Annotated in this window: 27 protein-coding genes; all 27 read left to right on the top strand. The window is 51.6% G+C overall.

Annotated features, from left to right (window positions below; genetic code table 11):
• The first annotated feature begins 1 nt into the window (after nt 1).
• The 27 genes from OCV64_RS03770 to OCV64_RS03640 all read left to right on the top strand — a co-directional run bounded on the left by OCV64_RS03770 (nt 2) and on the right by OCV64_RS03640 (nt 16,847).
• On the top strand, nt 2-265 hold the full coding sequence (locus OCV64_RS03770) for a DUF7446 family protein (protein WP_262669381.1): 264 nt from the start codon (nt 2-4) through the stop codon (nt 263-265).
• Nucleotides 249-482, top strand: a complete 234-nt coding sequence (locus tag OCV64_RS03765) for a hypothetical protein (RefSeq protein ID WP_262669380.1) — start codon at nt 249-251, stop codon at nt 480-482. Before OCV64_RS03770 ends, OCV64_RS03765 begins: the two co-directional genes overlap by 17 nt.
• Complete coding sequence (locus tag OCV64_RS03760; RefSeq protein WP_262669379.1) at nt 475-852, top strand: HNH endonuclease; 378 nt, start codon at nt 475-477, stop codon at nt 850-852. The genes OCV64_RS03765 and OCV64_RS03760 overlap by 8 nt, the downstream gene beginning before the upstream one ends.
• Nucleotides 852-1,226 (top strand): hypothetical protein, encoded by a 375-nt coding sequence (locus tag OCV64_RS03755; protein ID WP_262669378.1) that lies wholly within the window; start codon nt 852-854, stop codon nt 1,224-1,226. Before OCV64_RS03760 ends, OCV64_RS03755 begins: the two co-directional genes overlap by 1 nt.
• A 61-nt stretch (nt 1,227-1,287) precedes the next feature.
• The gene (locus OCV64_RS03750; protein WP_262669377.1) at nt 1,288-1,563 is read left to right on the top strand and encodes a hypothetical protein; all 276 of its coding nucleotides are present in this window, start codon (nt 1,288-1,290) and stop codon (nt 1,561-1,563) included.
• The gene (locus OCV64_RS03745) at nt 1,556-1,720 is read left to right on the top strand and encodes a hypothetical protein (RefSeq protein ID WP_262669376.1); all 165 of its coding nucleotides are present in this window, start codon (nt 1,556-1,558) and stop codon (nt 1,718-1,720) included. The genes OCV64_RS03750 and OCV64_RS03745 overlap by 8 nt, the downstream gene beginning before the upstream one ends.
• Nucleotides 1,692-2,327, top strand: coding sequence for a DUF3268 family zinc-finger domain-containing protein (locus OCV64_RS03740; protein WP_262669375.1), 636 nt, complete (start codon nt 1,692-1,694; stop codon nt 2,325-2,327). The genes OCV64_RS03745 and OCV64_RS03740 overlap by 29 nt, the downstream gene beginning before the upstream one ends.
• Before the next feature lie 72 nt (nt 2,328-2,399).
• Nucleotides 2,400-3,056, top strand: coding sequence for a hypothetical protein (locus OCV64_RS03735; RefSeq protein WP_262669374.1), 657 nt, complete (start codon nt 2,400-2,402; stop codon nt 3,054-3,056).
• A complete protein-coding gene (locus OCV64_RS03730; RefSeq protein WP_262669373.1) occupies nt 3,053-3,430 on the top strand; it encodes a dATP/dGTP diphosphohydrolase domain-containing protein in 378 nt (125 codons plus the stop codon). Before OCV64_RS03735 ends, OCV64_RS03730 begins: the two co-directional genes overlap by 4 nt.
• A complete protein-coding gene (locus OCV64_RS03725; protein ID WP_262669372.1) occupies nt 3,427-3,750 on the top strand; it encodes a hypothetical protein in 324 nt (107 codons plus the stop codon). Before OCV64_RS03730 ends, OCV64_RS03725 begins: the two co-directional genes overlap by 4 nt.
• A complete protein-coding gene (locus OCV64_RS03720; protein ID WP_262669371.1) occupies nt 3,734-3,934 on the top strand; it encodes a hypothetical protein in 201 nt (66 codons plus the stop codon). Before OCV64_RS03725 ends, OCV64_RS03720 begins: the two co-directional genes overlap by 17 nt.
• 12 nt (nt 3,935-3,946) lie before the next feature.
• Complete coding sequence (locus tag OCV64_RS03715; RefSeq protein WP_262669370.1) at nt 3,947-4,177, top strand: helix-turn-helix domain-containing protein; 231 nt, start codon at nt 3,947-3,949, stop codon at nt 4,175-4,177.
• A 1,307-nt stretch (nt 4,178-5,484) separates the two neighbouring features.
• Nucleotides 5,485-5,880, top strand: a complete 396-nt coding sequence (locus tag OCV64_RS03710; RefSeq protein WP_186853475.1) for a helix-turn-helix domain-containing protein — start codon at nt 5,485-5,487, stop codon at nt 5,878-5,880.
• Nucleotides 5,880-7,139, top strand: a complete 1,260-nt coding sequence (locus tag OCV64_RS03705; RefSeq protein ID WP_262669369.1) for a PBSX family phage terminase large subunit — start codon at nt 5,880-5,882, stop codon at nt 7,137-7,139. Before OCV64_RS03710 ends, OCV64_RS03705 begins: the two co-directional genes overlap by 1 nt.
• Nucleotides 7,140-7,245: 106 nt before the next feature.
• The gene (locus OCV64_RS03700) at nt 7,246-8,535 is read left to right on the top strand and encodes a hypothetical protein (RefSeq protein WP_262669368.1); all 1,290 of its coding nucleotides are present in this window, start codon (nt 7,246-7,248) and stop codon (nt 8,533-8,535) included.
• A complete protein-coding gene (locus OCV64_RS03695; RefSeq protein ID WP_262669367.1) occupies nt 8,528-9,685 on the top strand; it encodes a phage minor capsid protein in 1,158 nt (385 codons plus the stop codon). The genes OCV64_RS03700 and OCV64_RS03695 overlap by 8 nt, the downstream gene beginning before the upstream one ends.
• Entirely contained in the window at nt 9,682-9,816 is a 135-nt protein-coding gene (locus tag OCV64_RS03690; RefSeq protein WP_262669366.1) for a hypothetical protein, read from the top strand. The genes OCV64_RS03695 and OCV64_RS03690 overlap by 4 nt, the downstream gene beginning before the upstream one ends.
• A gap of 186 nt (nt 9,817-10,002) precedes the next feature.
• Complete coding sequence (locus tag OCV64_RS03685) at nt 10,003-10,611, top strand: phage scaffolding protein (RefSeq protein WP_186853483.1); 609 nt, start codon at nt 10,003-10,005, stop codon at nt 10,609-10,611.
• An 8-nt stretch (nt 10,612-10,619) separates the two neighbouring features.
• Nucleotides 10,620-11,792 (top strand): hypothetical protein, encoded by a 1,173-nt coding sequence (locus OCV64_RS03680; RefSeq protein WP_262669365.1) that lies wholly within the window; start codon nt 10,620-10,622, stop codon nt 11,790-11,792.
• A gap of 18 nt (nt 11,793-11,810) precedes the next feature.
• The gene (locus tag OCV64_RS03675) at nt 11,811-12,155 is read left to right on the top strand and encodes a head-tail connector protein (RefSeq protein ID WP_262669364.1); all 345 of its coding nucleotides are present in this window, start codon (nt 11,811-11,813) and stop codon (nt 12,153-12,155) included.
• Nucleotides 12,152-12,550 carry a DUF6751 family protein gene (locus OCV64_RS03670; RefSeq protein ID WP_262669363.1) on the top strand — a complete coding sequence of 133 codons (399 nt, stop codon included), beginning with the start codon at nt 12,152-12,154 and terminating at the stop codon, nt 12,548-12,550. Before OCV64_RS03675 ends, OCV64_RS03670 begins: the two co-directional genes overlap by 4 nt.
• Nucleotides 12,547-12,942 (top strand): minor capsid protein, encoded by a 396-nt coding sequence (locus OCV64_RS03665; RefSeq protein WP_262669362.1) that lies wholly within the window; start codon nt 12,547-12,549, stop codon nt 12,940-12,942. Before OCV64_RS03670 ends, OCV64_RS03665 begins: the two co-directional genes overlap by 4 nt.
• Before the next feature lie 4 nt (nt 12,943-12,946).
• Nucleotides 12,947-13,384 carry a hypothetical protein gene (locus OCV64_RS03660; protein WP_262669361.1) on the top strand — a complete coding sequence of 146 codons (438 nt, stop codon included), beginning with the start codon at nt 12,947-12,949 and terminating at the stop codon, nt 13,382-13,384.
• Complete coding sequence (locus OCV64_RS03655) at nt 13,381-13,878, top strand: phage tail tube protein (protein WP_186853489.1); 498 nt, start codon at nt 13,381-13,383, stop codon at nt 13,876-13,878. The genes OCV64_RS03660 and OCV64_RS03655 overlap by 4 nt, the downstream gene beginning before the upstream one ends.
• Nucleotides 13,879-13,890: 12 nt before the next feature.
• A complete protein-coding gene (locus OCV64_RS03650) occupies nt 13,891-14,250 on the top strand; it encodes a hypothetical protein (RefSeq protein ID WP_262669360.1) in 360 nt (119 codons plus the stop codon).
• Nucleotides 14,247-14,879 carry a bacteriophage Gp15 family protein gene (locus OCV64_RS03645; protein WP_262669359.1) on the top strand — a complete coding sequence of 211 codons (633 nt, stop codon included), beginning with the start codon at nt 14,247-14,249 and terminating at the stop codon, nt 14,877-14,879. Before OCV64_RS03650 ends, OCV64_RS03645 begins: the two co-directional genes overlap by 4 nt.
• Before the next feature lie 81 nt (nt 14,880-14,960).
• Complete coding sequence (locus OCV64_RS03640) at nt 14,961-16,847, top strand: phage tail protein (RefSeq protein ID WP_262669358.1); 1,887 nt, start codon at nt 14,961-14,963, stop codon at nt 16,845-16,847.
• Nucleotides 16,848-16,850 lie beyond the last annotated feature (3 nt).

The raw sequence follows: 16,850 nt of genomic DNA, 5'->3' as shown, positions 1-16,850 counted from the left end.
GATGGCTGAATATCATGTAGGCTCTGGCCTTTTTGGCATCTATTGCGGAACTCTGAACAAGCCAACTAAAGATGGATATATAACTTGGAAAAATAAAACAGATTGTACCGATGAAGCCCTTTGTGCTGTTAGAGATTTTTTAAAAACAGAGACTGATAGCAAGAAATTGTCACGTCACAGTTATGAATGGACAACAACCGATGGAAAAACGGTTAGGCTGATTCTGGAAATTGAGGAGGGACTGAAAGATGGAAAGGGCGATTGATTTAGATAAGGCAATCGAAATTATTGAGGAGAAGCAGAAAGAGCTTTGCCCTGTTGGTAGATATGGGAGAAATTATGTCTATGGCTCTGACCGGGAAAAATATGATGCTTGGGAAGAAATTATTGATGCTTTGGAGAATTTGCCCGCTGTTTCTTGGTGGTGTGAATTGCCCGAGCCGCCTGGCTGCCGCCCGCCGGAGGGAGATGCCGATGGTTAAGCGCCGGAAATTGACCAAGGCAGAACGCCTGATGGTCTACAACAAGACTGGTGGACATTGCGCCTATTGCGGGTGTGCGCTGGATTTTATGGCTATGCAGGTGGACCATGTTATTCCTCTGGAGGGTTGGTCCGAAAAGGGCAGCGATACTCTGGACAATATGCTCCCAGCCTGTCGAAGCTGTAATCACTACAAAAGCCGAAGCACTTTAGATGGCTTCCGACGAATGGTTGAGAATATGCCTTCGGCACTAATGCGGGACAGTGTAACCTATCGTAATGCGGTACGCTTTGGACTGGTAACACCCACGCCGCATCCAATAATTTTCTATTTTGAGCGCCGCCCGCCGGAGGGAGAGGAGGAAGCCTGATGGACAGTGAGAAGCTGATCGAGCACCTGAAAGCAAAAGATTTTGAAAGGGATTATGATTGTACCCCGTTTGAATGCGGCGTATTTGGCCTGTTGGATGACGCCGCCACCGCCCTCTCCACGCTCCAGGCCGAAAACAAGAGGTTGCAGGAAATGTATCAAAAAGAAAAAGCAGTTTGCCATGCAACCCAGGCCGAACTGGAGCAGGTGAAGCGGGAGAGGGATGCGGCGGTAAAAACAATATTCAAATGGACAGGATGTCCAGAATGTAAGTATTGGAACAGCGCGGACGAATGGTGTGAAAAGCACGATAGAGAAGCCGATAGTTGTGGTGAATGTGATTCACCGGAGTGGCGCGGCCCGGAGGAGGAGTGAGCATGGCATTTAAAAGAGAGCGGCTGTAACTGTGGTGCCCGCATGGACAAGGAGGACGAGCATGAGGCTGATTGATTTAGATTCATTGCCAAACTATAAGCTTATGGGGATTATGACATTCGAGGGTGAAAAAAGCCCTGCTGAATTGAGAATAGTTTTATGGGAAGATATTGAATCTATGCCTATCGTCGATGCTGTGCCTGTGGTCAGGTGCGCCCGATGCAGGCACGGCGAAGCATTCAAAACCTTCCCCGGCGGGATATTCTGCCCGTACATCAAGGATACGGTCCCGCCAGATGGATATTGCTACATGGGGGAGGAAAACACCTATGACTAAGTGCTGCGCCACCTGCGCCTGGTACGAGGACTTCCAGGGCGTGTGCTTCAACGGGGATTCGCCGTACTGCGCCGACTTCACGGAGCCGAATCAGCGGTGCAGGGAGTGGGAGAGGAAGGAGGCAGACCATGATAAACACCCATCCGACCCGCTGTAATATCTGCGGCGGGCGTGTGACCTACGGCTCAAATGCCCGGGTGTATGGCCGGGAGTATGGGAGCGGCTACTGCTACCTCTGCGAAACGTGCGGGGCCTATGTGGGTACGCATAAGCCACGCCCACGGGAAGCCCTTGGACTGCTGGCTGATGAACCCATGAGAACAGGAAAGAAGCTGTGCCACGCTCTTTTTGACCCACTCTGGCAGGGAAAACCAAAGGCCCACAAGAAGAGAAATGACCTCTACTGCTGGCTGGCCCATGAAATGGAGATACCCGTTGAGGATTGCCACTTCGGATACTTTGACATCGGCCAACTTCGGCGGGCGTACATCATCCTGCAAGGAATACAGAGAAAACAGATGCGATATGACAACTGCGGGAGAATCTATTTTGAGGAGCCGAACATGACTGATCTGATGTTTGTCGATGCCGAGTGCCCTAACTGCGGTGGGAACTGCGGAAATGGAGGATACGGAAATACCTTTTATTGCCCCTCCTGTGGATGGAAGGGGAAAATTGAGATGCGCCCTGACGATATAAAGGCTCTTGATGAGATTTTCCGAGGACACATGGAAAAGAACAAGGAGGTCAATCATGAGCAGTGAACTATGGCTTGGCTATGTGGCCGGTGCGCTGACATTCGGCTGGCTTTTGCCATGGATTGGGAGGAAGATTAAATGAAGTTTCGGAGTAAGACGGGGGAAGTGTATATCGGGATTTTGGAGGCTATGGATTATTATTGCGACAGCAAAGAAGACTGTAATGATTGTGCACTTCGAGAACCGGTCAAAAGCTATCAAAAACAGAAAAACCCGTGTTATGCGTATGTTGCAGACAATCCCCACGAAGCCGCCCGCCTGATGGGGTTCGAGGTGGTGGAGGATGAACAATTTCGTGAGGTCACGAAAATGATGAAGGAGGCCAACATGGACAAGCCGAGAATTTGTGATGTGCTAGGGGTTAACGTGGACGAGGAATTTGAATTTGATTTTGATAGCAATCAGGTAAGCAGAGGAACGATGAAAATCGGCGCGGATGGATTACGGTACTACAAGGACAAAAAAGATTGGTTCCAATGTTGGAATGAAAAGGACTTAATATATATTATCAACCACCCCGACCGCATCATCCGCAAGCCCCGCTTCACCCAGCAGGAGGTGGAGAGGGCGAAGGCTATCAAGACACTGTGGCCATGTGCAAAAGCGATTGTGAAAGCCGAATCTGGGGCCATTTCTGTTGTTGGTGCGACGATAGAGCTAAACGTAGACCATTTCCCCTCCCTCCACCCCGGCAAAACCGTCACCCTTGACGAAATCATCGGAGGTGCGGAATGAGCCTACATAAACTTCCAAACGGAGAGAAAGTAGAGTTTGTGAGCACAGAAAATAAGGACTTTAATTTGCTTGGCGACCAGCAAGCCAAAGCAGACTCAGGAAAGCCTCGCCCCACGCTTACTCCCGTCAGTCTAATCGACGCTGTAACGGCGGTCCGCATGTACGGGAACGAAAAGTATCACGACCCGGAGAACTGGCGGCAGGTGGAGCCGCAGCGTTACCGGGATGCGCTCTACCGGCACTGGCTAGCCTATCTCAAGGGGGAGAAGTGCGATCAGGAGAGCGGCCTTCCGCACCTGTGGCATTTGGCTACAAACGCGGCGTTTTTGATTGAGATGGAGGGCTCCATCCACGACGGGGAGGGCGGACATTGAAGCCAAATGCTTTGATATCCAAGATAGAGGCCAAATATAACGCTCTTTTCCATCTGAAAATGGACATGCTGATGCAGATGGGACAAGATGCTGCCATGATTGCCGCTCACGAGGTCCTCCAGCTTGGCCCTGGTAGGTCTGAGGCTTTCTGCACCGCATACATAGAAGCCATGAACGGTATGGCACGGATGGTCTGTGAGGATCAGCAGGACGATGGTGAGTTCGTCTATGCCAAAGCAAAGATTGACGAGCAGATCAGGGCCATTGTTGGAGATGACCTGTTTAAACCTTGGGAGGAGAGATATGGTCGAAATCTGTGACAAGGGGAAAACCTGCGTCTACTGGCGAGGTATCAATAATTCCAAGGATGCGCCCTTTTGCAACCATCTATTGGATACCGGATGCCGTAGGGTGGGAGATGTAGACCACTGTGAATCCAAGGAAGTAGGCAAGCGAAAGAAAAGAGTGTCCTTTGACTGCCCTCTGGAACAGCAGGGATTATAGGATGGTGGTAGGATGAACGAGTTTCCAGAGCGGCTAAGAAGGTTAAGGGAGTCTATGAGGCCGGTCAGGAGCATGACGGTTACATCACAGCTAATGGGTCTACACCCTGATATGTTGAGGCGGTATGAGCGTGGAGAAGTAGAGCCGTCAATGGACGCATTATATAAGATTGCTGATTATTACGGTGTCAGCACAGATTACTTGATGGGTCGAACAAACTTCCCGTTTGTGCATAGACTATAATCTTTTATCATCTCAAAAAAATAAGAAAATATCTCCCACAAAAGTGGGAGGCAAAGCCGACGATTATGCGACAATGGGAGTGTGGGAGCGTATGCCCCTGCGCTAACCCCGGCGCTTGCCGGGGTACATACGCCGCACGAGCGCATCAGCCCACACATCCGGGCCGGAGGGTTGCGCCCTCCATGCGGCGTTCATTCCAAGGTGCGCCTATAAGTTAGTCGTAGTGATGGCGCACAAAAACCTCCTGGCGGTCAAGGAACCCCGGCAGTGTCTACGAGCGCACGGGTACCGAACCAGGGGCCGCAGAGGTACAGACCTGGAGGCAGATAAGACCAGGCGGATGTTTCTAAGCGGCAAAGCGCAGGGATGCCTTTCGAGGCTGCCCCTGCAAAGTAGACCGCCCCAAAGTACACGGGGATGACGCTGGAAAGACAGCATCTGCGCTCCCGGCCCAGCGGCATTGCGACGCTGCATCCTAGGTGGCTGGACCGCAAAGCGCTCACCCGCTGAAAACTGCCTGCATTAGTACGGGTGTGACAATCTAAGCTGATGAGCGCACATGTGATACTAGGCATTATAGGCAGACGGGTTATCCTAGTTTAACGTCCTCTGCCGAAATTGTGTGACTGGGGGCAACATGGGAAAGGCGAAGCGCAAGCCAAGACCTTCTATGCCTGACTGGTACTGGTGGGGGCAGGACGGGTGCTGGTTTTGTAAAAACAAGAACAACTGCAATCAGTGCAAGGCTAACAGGAGTGCGTCCAAACAGTTCCCCAAGCTGAAAAGAAAGCGAGATAAAATAGCTGAAAGCAGATTTTATGATGGGCTGGTGTAAAGTTTGTGGATGTGTTTATGATCATTGCAGAATTTATCTGCCTTGTTCTTATGATTGCAAATGCTTATTTAGCCTTCAAAGCGAAGGAAAAAGATGACCTGATTGGAATGGTCTGGAACTTGTCTTTTATGATTTTTATGAGTACCTGTATCAGATAGTCAAAAATATGCCGAGTGCTGTAGCAGAAGGCCGGACCGCAGCCATGGGAACGGCGGCGAGGTCGTGGCGGCTCATTACCGCCTCTCGGCTCCAGAGAAGTCCGGTGTATGCCGGACAAAGCATCATCCATGTGGTGGTGCTTTATATGCCGCTCCTCGCCGCATGAGGCGGGCGGTGGCACCAGGACGCAAGTCCTTACAGAGCAGGCCCCCGGAAAGCCTGACCAAACCCGGAGCATACCCCGGAAGGGGTATATATGCCGTGCCTCGTTGCGGGAGACGGGGGCGGATTTGTATGACAGGAAGGTGGTGTTATGGCTGCACGGCTGACGGATAAGCAGAAAAAGAAAATTATTGCTGACTATGTACAGTTGGGCAGTTATAACGCAACAGCAAAAGTAAATGGCGTTTCTCTTAACACGGTGAAGAAAATTGTGCAAGGAAATGCAGATATTGCAGAAATGTGCAATCAGAAAAAAGACGAGAACACCGCCGACATTCTGGCGTATATGGACAGTCAAAAGGGAGTTGTCTGCGAGATTATCGGAAAAGGGCTGGCCGCCCTGAACGACCCAGAGAAGCTGGCGGAGGCCAGTCCAGCGCAGATTACCACTGCACTGGGAACGCTGATTGACAAATTTACAGCGAATACGGAGCACAGGCAAGAGATTCACCCGTTACTGCGTGATATGTACGAATCGAGGAAATAATGAGCCTTTCCGCAAAGCAAATAGATTTTCTGAATCGCCCATTTGACCGGACGTTGGATGTGGCGGAGGGAACGCCCAGAAGCGGCAAGACAACGGCCTGCATCCTGCGGTTCTATGACTTCTTGAACACCTCCAAGGACAGCAATTTCCTGGTGGTCGGAGCATCACAGCAGCAGGCGTTTCGGTTGGTCATGGATGGTGATGGAAATGGCCTGATCCACTTGTTTGGAAGGCAAGCGAACTTGAAGCATGATGACCATGGGGACCACCTGGAGGCTCTAACCTGTTCCGGCGTAAAGAAGATCTATTACAAGGGCGGAGCCAAGGCGGACAGCGACAAGACCATCCGTGGCCTATCCTTGGGCGGGGTGTACTTCTGCGAGATTGACATCCTGCACATGAACATGATTCAGGAGTGCTTCCGCCGGACGTATGCCGCCCATATCCGTTGGCATTTGGCCGACCTGAACCCGCCAGCACCCATGCACCCGGTCATCACAGATGTGTTCAATGTGCAGGACACCCGCTGGACACATTGGACGGTGGATGACAACCCGATTATCACACCGGAGCGAAAGGAAGAGTTACGCCAGACGCTGGAGAGAAATCCATATCTCTATCAGCGGGACTGGCTGGGAGAACGGTGTATCCCCCAGGGTGTGATTTACTCCATGTTTGATCCGACTAAGCACATCTTGACCCGGCTGCCGAACGATGCCCGCCCTATTGAGATGTACTTTGCCGGAGACGGCGGCCTGACGGATGCCACAAGCGTGTCCTGCAACCTGGTCTGCCGCACAAAGAAGGGGATGGCGCTATACCGTGTGGCAAACTGGTACTACGACGGCGGGAACAAGGCTATGAGCGTACAGGCCCGTGAATTGGCCGGGAAATTTGCCCCATATTGCCGCAACCGCTGGAATATGCGGGAAGACGCATGGTATATTGACCCGGCCTGTAAGGCGTTACGAAAGGAACTGGAACTTTATGGAATCGACGCACTAAACGCGGACAATAATGCACACGATATCCGCGGGAGTAGCAAGGGAATCAAGGTCGGGATAGAGTACACACAAAATATGATTCAGGACGGATGTTTCTTTCTAGTGGAAGATGAAACATATGGACACATAGATTTTTTGAAAGAGATCGGTATGTACTGCGTGGACGAGCACGGGAATCCAGTAGACGCATACAATCACGCTATGGACGAGCTACGGTACTCCATAAATCACTTTGTCAAGCAGTATATGTATTGAGGGGGTGTACCCTACGGGATTTGTGAAGAACATTTTGCTTTATCTGGCCCAGAAGGTCGGGCTGGAGTTGCAAGATAAGCCAATATACCGGGATGATTACAGCGATATGTCAAATATCTCCGTAACAGCGGTTGTGGCAAACAAAGTGGCGACCCTGGCCATGCAGGACAGCACTATCACAATTGAGGGGGATAGTGCCAGAGCGAAATTTATTCAGAATTTTTTGGACTACTACCTGGGAGACAGAATGGATGTGGCCGCTGAGGTAGCTCTGGGAACTGGGGATTGCATTGTTAAGCCATATACCGATGGCAAGCGCCTGGGCGTAGATATCGTGAAGAATGGAGACTTCGCTGTATGCGAGTCCATCGGGAATGATATCCTGTCCTGTATTTTGAAGGTCGGAGAAATCAAAAATGAGTCCGGGTTATATCAGCGATATGAGATTCAGATGGTTAAGGAGGCACAGACTGAGAGTGGGCAGGAAACCAGCGCGCTTATCATCCGTAACGTAGCCTTTAAGGGAGCGAACGAGATTCGGTTGGACCAAGTGCCAGCCTGGAAGGACATCCCAGAGGAACAGATCATCCCAAATGTGGACCGCCCGCTGTTTGGCCGCTATAAGTCGCCTGCGGTCAACCGGGCGGACGTGAACGGCGTAAACGGCGTGAAGATTACAGCCGGTGTGGACGGCCCTATGGCAAAGGCGGTGGAGGCGTATGAGCGTTTCAATCGGGAGTACAGTGCCAAGGAGACTATGATCTTTGCCGACAAGACTCTTTTGGTGAAGGATGAAAACGGAAATGTAGTGCTACCACAGGAAAAACGGCGTTTCTTTCAGATGATGAGAGGTGCCGGAGATAATGCCAACCCCGGCAAACTGATCCAAGAGTTTTCTCCAGAGATACGGGGTTCAGACCTGGAGGTCGGAATTACAGTCAACAACAAGATGGTGGAGCTCCTATGTGGCCTGTCTCCCGGAATACTGACGCCGCCGACTACCTCCTACGCCACCGCCACTGAAATGCGGGCGGCGCTTAACTCGACATTTGCGGTTATCACCAAGTTCCGCCGGGCACTGGAACGAGGGACAGACGATCTGCTCCACGCTGTGGACGTGATTGCCAATTATAATAATCTGGCCCCGATTGGACTATGGGAGACGCATTATGATTGGTCCGCTTCTTATATCGAACAACTGAATGAGCACTTCAATCAGCTTACGGTTGCGGAGGGAATCGGCGCTGTAGATAAGGCGGAGGTTCGTGCCTGGATGATGGATGAGGATTATGAGACGGCCAAGGCCCGCGTGGAGGAGATTGCCGAAGAAGGCGGAAGCCAGTACATACAGGAGGCGGCAATTCAGCCGATCATAAATGAGCCGACTGATGAATGAGTCCTGGCTGGAGGGCTTGCCGGACAACATCGTGGAAAACCTGGAGAGCCTGAACAACTATGTTGTTCAACGTATCTGTGAGCGAATCCGTAAAATTGGAGATATCGGCGCGGCGGACGCTCACCGCCTGAAAACAGCCATCGAATATGCTGGGGCGGACCTCAAGGCTATTCAGAAAGAAGTTGCCCGTATTATGGGTGTGAATCAGCAGGAAGTGGAAAGGCTGTTCGAGGAGGTGGCGGAGGAGAATGTGGAGTTTGCCAACACCTATTACAGAGCAAGGAAAATGGATGCGCTCCAGAGCTACGCCGCCAGGTCGGTACTGTCCTCCTTTGTGGACGCCGCAAAGCGTCAGGCTATGGACGGTACATCCAATATCTCCAACACCTACATGATTGGATTCAAGCGTGGAAAGCAGACCATCCCATTGAGGGAATACTACATCTCCGCTATTGACCGGGCGATTACCTATGTGCAGACCGGCGTTGTGGATTATCAGAGCGCAATGCGCTCAACAGTCAAGGAGATGGCCCGAAGCGGCCTGCGCCGGGTGACTTGGGAAAGCGGATACTCCCGCCGCCTGGATTCCTCCGCCCGCATGAATATCCTGGAGGGTGTTCGGCGGCTCAACAGTCAAATGATGGAGGAGACCGGACGAGAGTTTGGAGCCGATGGTGTGGAGATCTCCGCCCACGGCCTCTGCGCCCCCGACCACCGCCACATCCAGGGACGGCAGTTCTCCAATGAGGAGTGGGAGCGCATCAATCGCAGTCTTGACCGCCCTTTGGGGACGCTGAATTGCCAGCACTTTGCCACGCCCATCGTACTGGGGGTTTCTAAGTCAGTCTACAGCCGGAAGGAGCTGGCGGACATCAACCGACGATCCTCAGAAAAGATCGAGTACAAGGGGCAGAAGATGAGCCGCTACGAGGCAAGCCAGAGACAAAGGCAGATGGAGACTGCGATCCGCTATGCAAAGGACGAGAGGGATGCCATGATAGCCGCAGGTGACAAGCTGGGGGCTACACAGGCCCGTAAGAAGTCAGCGGCGCTGAGTGCGGAGTACAAGCGGTTTTGCGAACAGGCGGGGTTGACGCCCAGACCGGAAAGGACGAGGTCTATGACAGGACCGACGGTTGAGAGAGTATGACAGACACAGAACTGCTGGAGGCCATCAAGGCTATCATCAAGCGTGGGAATGATGCGGAAGTCAGGCGAAAAGGAGATGGCTGCATCGTCCTGGAGGTAAAAAAGACAATCAAATACAGCTCCTCCGGCTGATTGGAGCCGGGGAAGGACCGTTGGGGTCAACTGCTTACAAATAGGAGGCGGTTGGCCCCTTTTTCTTCTGGTAAAACCCGCACCTGCGGATTTTATACAACATTTGACCGACCCGAAGTCGAGAAACTACGGGGCCACAGTGGATGCGACCCACGAGAAAAAAGCGAAGTGGTAGAGGAGAAGATTATGACCAGAGAAGAGATCAAAGCAATTTTGAAGGACATTTCGGACGAACAGGTAAACAGCATTTTGGACTTAAACAGCCGTGACATTGGAAAAGTGAAGGGAAAGACGGAGGACCAAAAGACCGAATTGGAAAATCTCCGAAGACAACTTGCCGAAAAGGACGAGACCATCGCCAACTTGGAAAAGGCCAAGGGCGACGCCGCCGCTATCCAGGCGGAGCTTGACAAGTACAAGCAGGCCGAAGCGGATCGAGCCAAGGCGGAGAAGGAAGCGCAGGTGGACGCCATCCTCACACAGACCGCAGAGAGCGCCCTCGAGGGTCGGGAGTTTGTCAACGAGTATACACGCACCCATTTTTTGGGGGAGTTGAAAAAGGCCATCCAAGACCCAGCAAACAAAGGCAAAAAGCCCGCTGACCTGTTTTCCGACATGACCAAAGACGTGGACGGCATTTTCAAGAACCCACAGCATGAACCGTTGAAGATCGCCGGAGTTACCAAAACCGACACCAGCGGCAATATGACTAAGGACCAGATCATGAGTATTAAAGATGCCTCAGAGCGTCAGGCCGCTATTGCCGAACATTTAGACCTATTTAGAAAGGATTGATAAAGATTATGGCAGCAAAAGATAATTTGACCAAATCGTCCGACATCCAGTCTACCGCGCGTGTCATTGACTTTGTGACCCGCTTTGCCCGCAACTGGGAGCACCTGCGGGAGATCCTGGGCATCATGCGCCCTATCCGCAAAGAGCCCGGCGCCATTCTAAAGAGTAAGACTGCTTCTGTTACCCTTCAGGGCGGAACCGTGGGAGAGGGCGAGGAAATTCCTTACTCTAAGGCCACAGTCATTGAGACCCCCTACGAAGAGATGACTGTGGAGAAGTATGCCAAGGCTGTTTCTATCGAGGCCATTAAGACCTATGGCTATGATGTGGCCGTTGGCATGACGGACGACGCATTCCTGTATGAATTGCAGGACAACGTGACCCGCCGCTTCTACGCCTACTTGAACACCGGCAAACTTGCCAGCTCTGAAACCACCTGGCAAAGAGCCCTCGCCATGTCCAAGGGCCTGGTCATCAATAAGTTTAAGCAGATCCACCGGACCGTCACCAATGTAGTGGGATTTGCCAATGTCTTGGACCTCTACGACTATCTGGGCGACGCCAATATCACCGTCCAGACAGCTTTCGGCTTCCAGTATGTGCAGAACTTCATGGGCTTCTCCACTGTGTTCCTGCTGTCTGACGAGGAGATCCCCCGCGGACGAGTGATTGCCACCCCCGTGGAAAATATTGTTCTGTATTATGTGGACCCGTCTACCAGTGATTTTGCAAGGGCTGGTCTGGTCTATACCACGGACGGTGAGACGAATCTAATCGGCTTCCATGTGGAGGGCAACTACCACACTGCCGTGTCCGAGAGCTTTGCCATCATGGGCATGACCCTGTTTGCGGAGTATTTGGATGGTATTGCGGTTATTGATGTGGACAGCACTCCCACCCTGGGGACGCTGACGGTGCAGAGTGCGGCGGGAACCGCATCCGGCGATACCAAGCTGACAGTTACTCCCATAAAGGAGTCCCCTACCAACGTGTATAAGTACAAAACTGATCCCTCTACGGCTCCGGTAGTTACTTACGGTCAGAGTGTGCGGAACTGGACTACTTGGGACGGCGTGTCTGACATTACCGCCACCACCGGCCATAAGATCACCGTTGTGGAAGCTGACAGCACCTATAAGGCCCAGAATGCCGGTAACGCTACTGTGACGGCCAAGACCTAAAAGAAGGAGGGGGAAGGCTTGATGTGTGGCTATATCACATACGAACAGTATAAAGCCCTTGGCGGGACGGCCAGCTCGTCGGCCTTCCCCCGCTTGGAGCAACTGGCGAGAAAAAAGCTGGATTACTGGACGCGGGGACGGATCACAGGGCCAGACGATGATATCCGCCTGTGTATGGTGCTCATTATCGACGCTATGGAAAGAATCAAGAGCGGCTTTGTTAATGTAGCCAGTACCAGCAACGACGGCCTGACTGTCAACTATGCCTCTGCTAAAACAGAGGAGCAAATGATGGGCTCCGTATATGACCAAATCGTGGAGATACTTCCCGTTGAGCTGGTCAGCCTGGAGGTTGGGATATGACGCCGCTGTTTCGTGAGACGATCACGCTTCTGAACCGGAGAGCAGCAGAGGACAGCCCGGACGGCCTGGACGCATGGAAAAAGACCGTTCTGACCGGTTGCGTGTTTGTCCGAACCACCGTGAGGAGCGTGTCGGGCGCTGATGTGTCGCTGGGGCAGACGGTTACGGTCCGTATCCCGGAATCGCCGGATTACCACCCATACCAGGAGTGGAAAGGCGACATGACCGGCTTTACAGCCTCTGTTGGCGACATCGTGGTACATGGGAAGGTAGCGGAGAATGTGACCCCGGACAATGTGCGGGCGGTGGCGGGACGATACGAGTTCATGACCGTCCGTTCCGTCCGGGACAACACAAGGCTTCCATTGGGACACATCCACCTGGAGGGCGTATGAATATCAGTGTTGAGATTTTCAACCCGAAGAAAACGTTCAAACGGATATTTTCAGATAATGTCAGGAAATATGCCCATACTCGACTGCATGCCTATTGTTCTCCTTATGTCCCTATGGACAGCGGGGCTCTGGACCAAACTGTGGATATCACACCTGACTATGTCCACTACAAATCACCCTATGCACATTTTCAATGGGAGGGCAAGGTGTTTGTGGATGACCGGGGGAGCACATACGCAAAGCGGAATACCAGTAAACACGCTACAGAAAGAAATCTAAAATACTCTATAGACAAGCATCCGCTCGCTAGCTCCCACTGGGAGCGGGCCGCCATGACTGCAAAGGGCGACAGACTAGCGGAGGATATTGAAACCTATATCAAGAGGAAGTGATTTTATGGCGAACAAAAATAAAGAAATTCTCGAATTTCTGGAGAAGTGCCCCGCCGTGAAGTCCTTCCTCTATTTCAACAGCGCCACAGATAAGGCGGGGCGTGTCAGCATTGAAACGGTGTACAGCGACGTGTGGGAGAAGCGGTTCATTCGGGACGTGGGGATCAAGGTCTATGAGTTCGCCGTTGTACAGATGCTGCCCCAGGATCAAGGCACAAGCGATGTCAACGCAGAGCAGGCGCAGAGCGTTCAGGACTTTATGGACTGGATCGATGAGCAGAACAGATCGCGAAACTTCCCTAAATTCCAGGGATGTAAGGTGCTAAGTATTGAAAATCTACAAAATATGCCGAATCTGGCCGGGGTGAATGAGGCGGGCACCGTCGCCCGCTATATGTTCCAGGTCAGGGTTAGGTATTATACAGAAGGAGTGAAAGCATGAAAGTATCTGAATTAATGGCCGGATATACTCCGAATGATGAATTTGCTGGCTTTGCTACCAACGATGATTGGGTGTTGGCAGTCGGGATTGGAGAGGAGGCCACCACGGAGAAGGACTATACCGTTGTGCAGATGGGCATTGCTGGCTTGGACCCACAGATGAACCCCGTTACCCAGGACAAGCAGTATATCCGAACGGGACTGTCCACCTCCAAGACTGGCACACAGCGCACCTTTGCCATCACCGGCGACCGCTACATTGGCGACGCTTTCCAGGACTACTGCTTTGGCCTGGATATCGCTCATGGAGTAGGCCAGAAGGTCGTTGTACCCTATGTTTATTTCTCTCTGCTGACTGGTAAGGGAGAGAAGGGCACCGTTTCCATCATCGTTAATTCTGATGGCGGCGGAAATGCCGGCGAAAACTCCGCTATTTCCGTAGACCTTCGGAGCGTTGGAACTGCCCCCACAGAGTATACATATTCTGCTGTCTAAGGAGAGAACAACATGAATTACAAAGTTACCATCCAAGGAAAGACCTATGAGTTTCCCGCTAGAACATTGTCCGTGGATGATAAGATCGAATCTGTGGCAAAAATTGATCAGGAGTACCGTAGTGGGGAGATCACCCGCCGGGAGGCAGTCCAGCGGCTCCATATGTTCGTTTTGGATCTCGCTCCCGGCTCTTTGCCCGGCGTGGAAGAGGTAGATACAAACGAATTGATGAAGGCGTGTGAGGACATCATTGCGGCTTATGACGCACCCGCACGGAAAGCAAGAATGGAAGCGAAGCTGGCGGAAGCAAGGGAAGCGCTGAACCGACCGGAGGTACAGAAGCTGCTCACCCTACAGAATCTGAAAAAATGAGCCTGTACAGGGAACCGCCGGAAACAATCACCATTGACGGAGTCTTATACCCTGTGGATACAGATTTCCGGCGCTGGATCGAATTTCAAGGAATCTTGCTGGCAAAAGAAGAGGACGGAAGGAAAGCAGAACGGCTCTGTGAGTTCATGACTTCTCTGGGCCTTCCGCCCTCCAATGACACACTGGAGTCCATGCTGGAGTTCTATTCTGCAGCCTCGCAAGAGAAATCGGCTCCAGGAAAGAAACATCCACAGGCATTTGACTTTGAGCAGGACAGCGAGTTTATTTTCTCCGCTTTTTGGGAGTGCTATGGGATAGATTTAAGCACAGCAAAATTGCATTGGTGGCGGTTCAAAGCGCTGTTCAAATCCCTTCCCCAAGACTGTGAGATCTGCCGGATCATGACCTACCGGACAGTAGATTTGAAGGATCTCCCAAAGCAGCAAAAACAGTTCTACCGGGAAATGAAATCACGCTACTCTCTTGGGACTGGAAACACAGGCTATAAGACAGAACAGGACATGAAAGATTATGTCAAACGAAGATACGAAGAAGCGCAAGCCAGTTTGTCCGTACTGCGGAGTAGTGGACAGTCGGGTGATGCTGGGTCCGAAAGCACGAGCAAATGACTTATGGTTAAAGTGCAAGATCTGCAAAAAAATATTTGAGCTGAAAGTGCCGTAGTGCCATAGCCACAGGAGGTGGCATGATTGGCGAACGATGGCACTGTAAAAATCGGAACAGATATCGACGAAAGCGGTTTTAAGTCTGGCTTATCCAAGTTGGGTGGCGTTGCCAAGACGGCGCTGAAAGGAACTGTAGCGGCCATTGGAGGAGTAGCTACCGCCGCAACTGGAGCGGTGACCGGACTCCTAGCCCTGGAATCTGCTACCGAAGAATACCGAGTCGCCCAAGGTAAATTGAATACCGCCTTTGAGGCGGCGGGATATGGACCTGAAACAGCCTCCAAAGCTTACAGCGACTTTTACAAAATACTTGGCGACACCGATACGGCCACCGAGGCATCCCAGCTACTGGCACAACTGGCAGAGAATGAAGAGGACGTATCCACATGGACCGATATCGCCGCTGGTGTATTCGGTACTTTTGGCGACTCCCTTCCAATCGAAGGGCTGATTGAAAGCGCAAACGAGACGGCGAAGGTCGGTCAGGTAACCGGCACCTTGGCGGACGCCTTGAACTGGGCCGGTATATCTGAGGACAAGTTCAACGAAAAGCTGGCCAAATGTACCTCTGAGAGTGAGCGCAACCAGCTCATCATGAGTACCCTGTCCAGGACATATGACCAAGCGAGTGCGGCATTTTATCGAAACAACGAAGCACTGATCCAGGCTAGAGAAAATCAGATCCTTCTCGATGATACGTTATCTCAACTGGGGGAAACCGTATCAAAAGTAAAAAATAATCTCCTATCTGAATTTCTCCCTTCAATCGCAAGTGTCGTTACGGCGTTCAATGACCTGGTCAATGGTGTAGATGGAGCGGATGAGGCGCTTTCTACGGCCATCGGCGATATGGTCACGGCGCTGGTGGAGAAGCTCCCGGATTTTCTTTCCTTTGGCGTGGATGTTCTCCAAGCTATTTTGCAGGGGATCATCGATAATCTGCCGACCCTGCTGGACGGACTGGCACAGGTGGTCGAAGAAATATTCGTTGCTCTTGTAGAACTGGCTCCCTCCTTGTTGGATGCCGGGATTGAACTTCTCAAATACATAGCGGATGGAATCAAAAATGGCATTCCGTCCCTTGTAGAGAAGCTGCCAGAAATAATATCGTCAATTTCAGAATATTTTACCGAAAATTTGCCCTCCATTCTGGATACAGGGGCCGACATTCTTATAAGCCTGATAGATGGGATTGTTTCTGCAATTCCAATTTTGATGGAAAATCTCCCGCAGATACTTACATCCATTATTGATTTTATCGTAGAGAATCTTCCTGAAATAATTGGAACCGGCGTCGAAATTCTTACTGCTCTAGTTTACGGCATCATAAGTGCGATTCCAAGCATTGTGCTTGCGCTTCCTGATGTAGTTAAAGCTATTTTGGATGGGTTTGCCCAGTTGCCACAAATGCTGTTTGACATTGGAGCCAATATCATTCAGGGCCTGATAGATGGATTCTTGTCCATGGTCGGGAATGTGGTAGATGCCATAGGTTCTGTCATAGATGCGATTTTTGGAACCGCCGAGAAAGAAGCAGAGGTACATTCTCCGTCTAAGCGAGGGGAGCGCCTGGGCAAGAATATTGACCAAGGGATAGCGAACGGGCTGGAGGGAAACGCAGCCTCTGTCAAATCTGCTGTATCCAGACTAGATGTACTTAGCGAGTTAGAGCGCGCTATGCCTAATATTGAGCGACGTGTTACCTTGGTTAACGACGGAATGGTTCCAGGTTCGGTGGCGGCTACGACCGTCCGAGAAACTGCTGATACAAACAAGAGCGGTGAGGTTTATGGGAACAGTTCACAACGAGTCAAACTGGACATTGGCTTCTATCCGAGAGAGGCGTCAATGTTTTTGCGGCCTTATCTAAGGGACGAGGACCGTAGAAGCGGTACAGACTTGGTGGAGTGAGGT

It is taken from the genome of Muriventricola aceti, from assembly GCF_025567565.1.
Lineage (GTDB): Bacteria > Bacillota > Clostridia > Oscillospirales > Oscillospiraceae > Lawsonibacter > Lawsonibacter aceti.
This window is presented reverse-complemented; position numbering and strand designations above follow the sequence as displayed.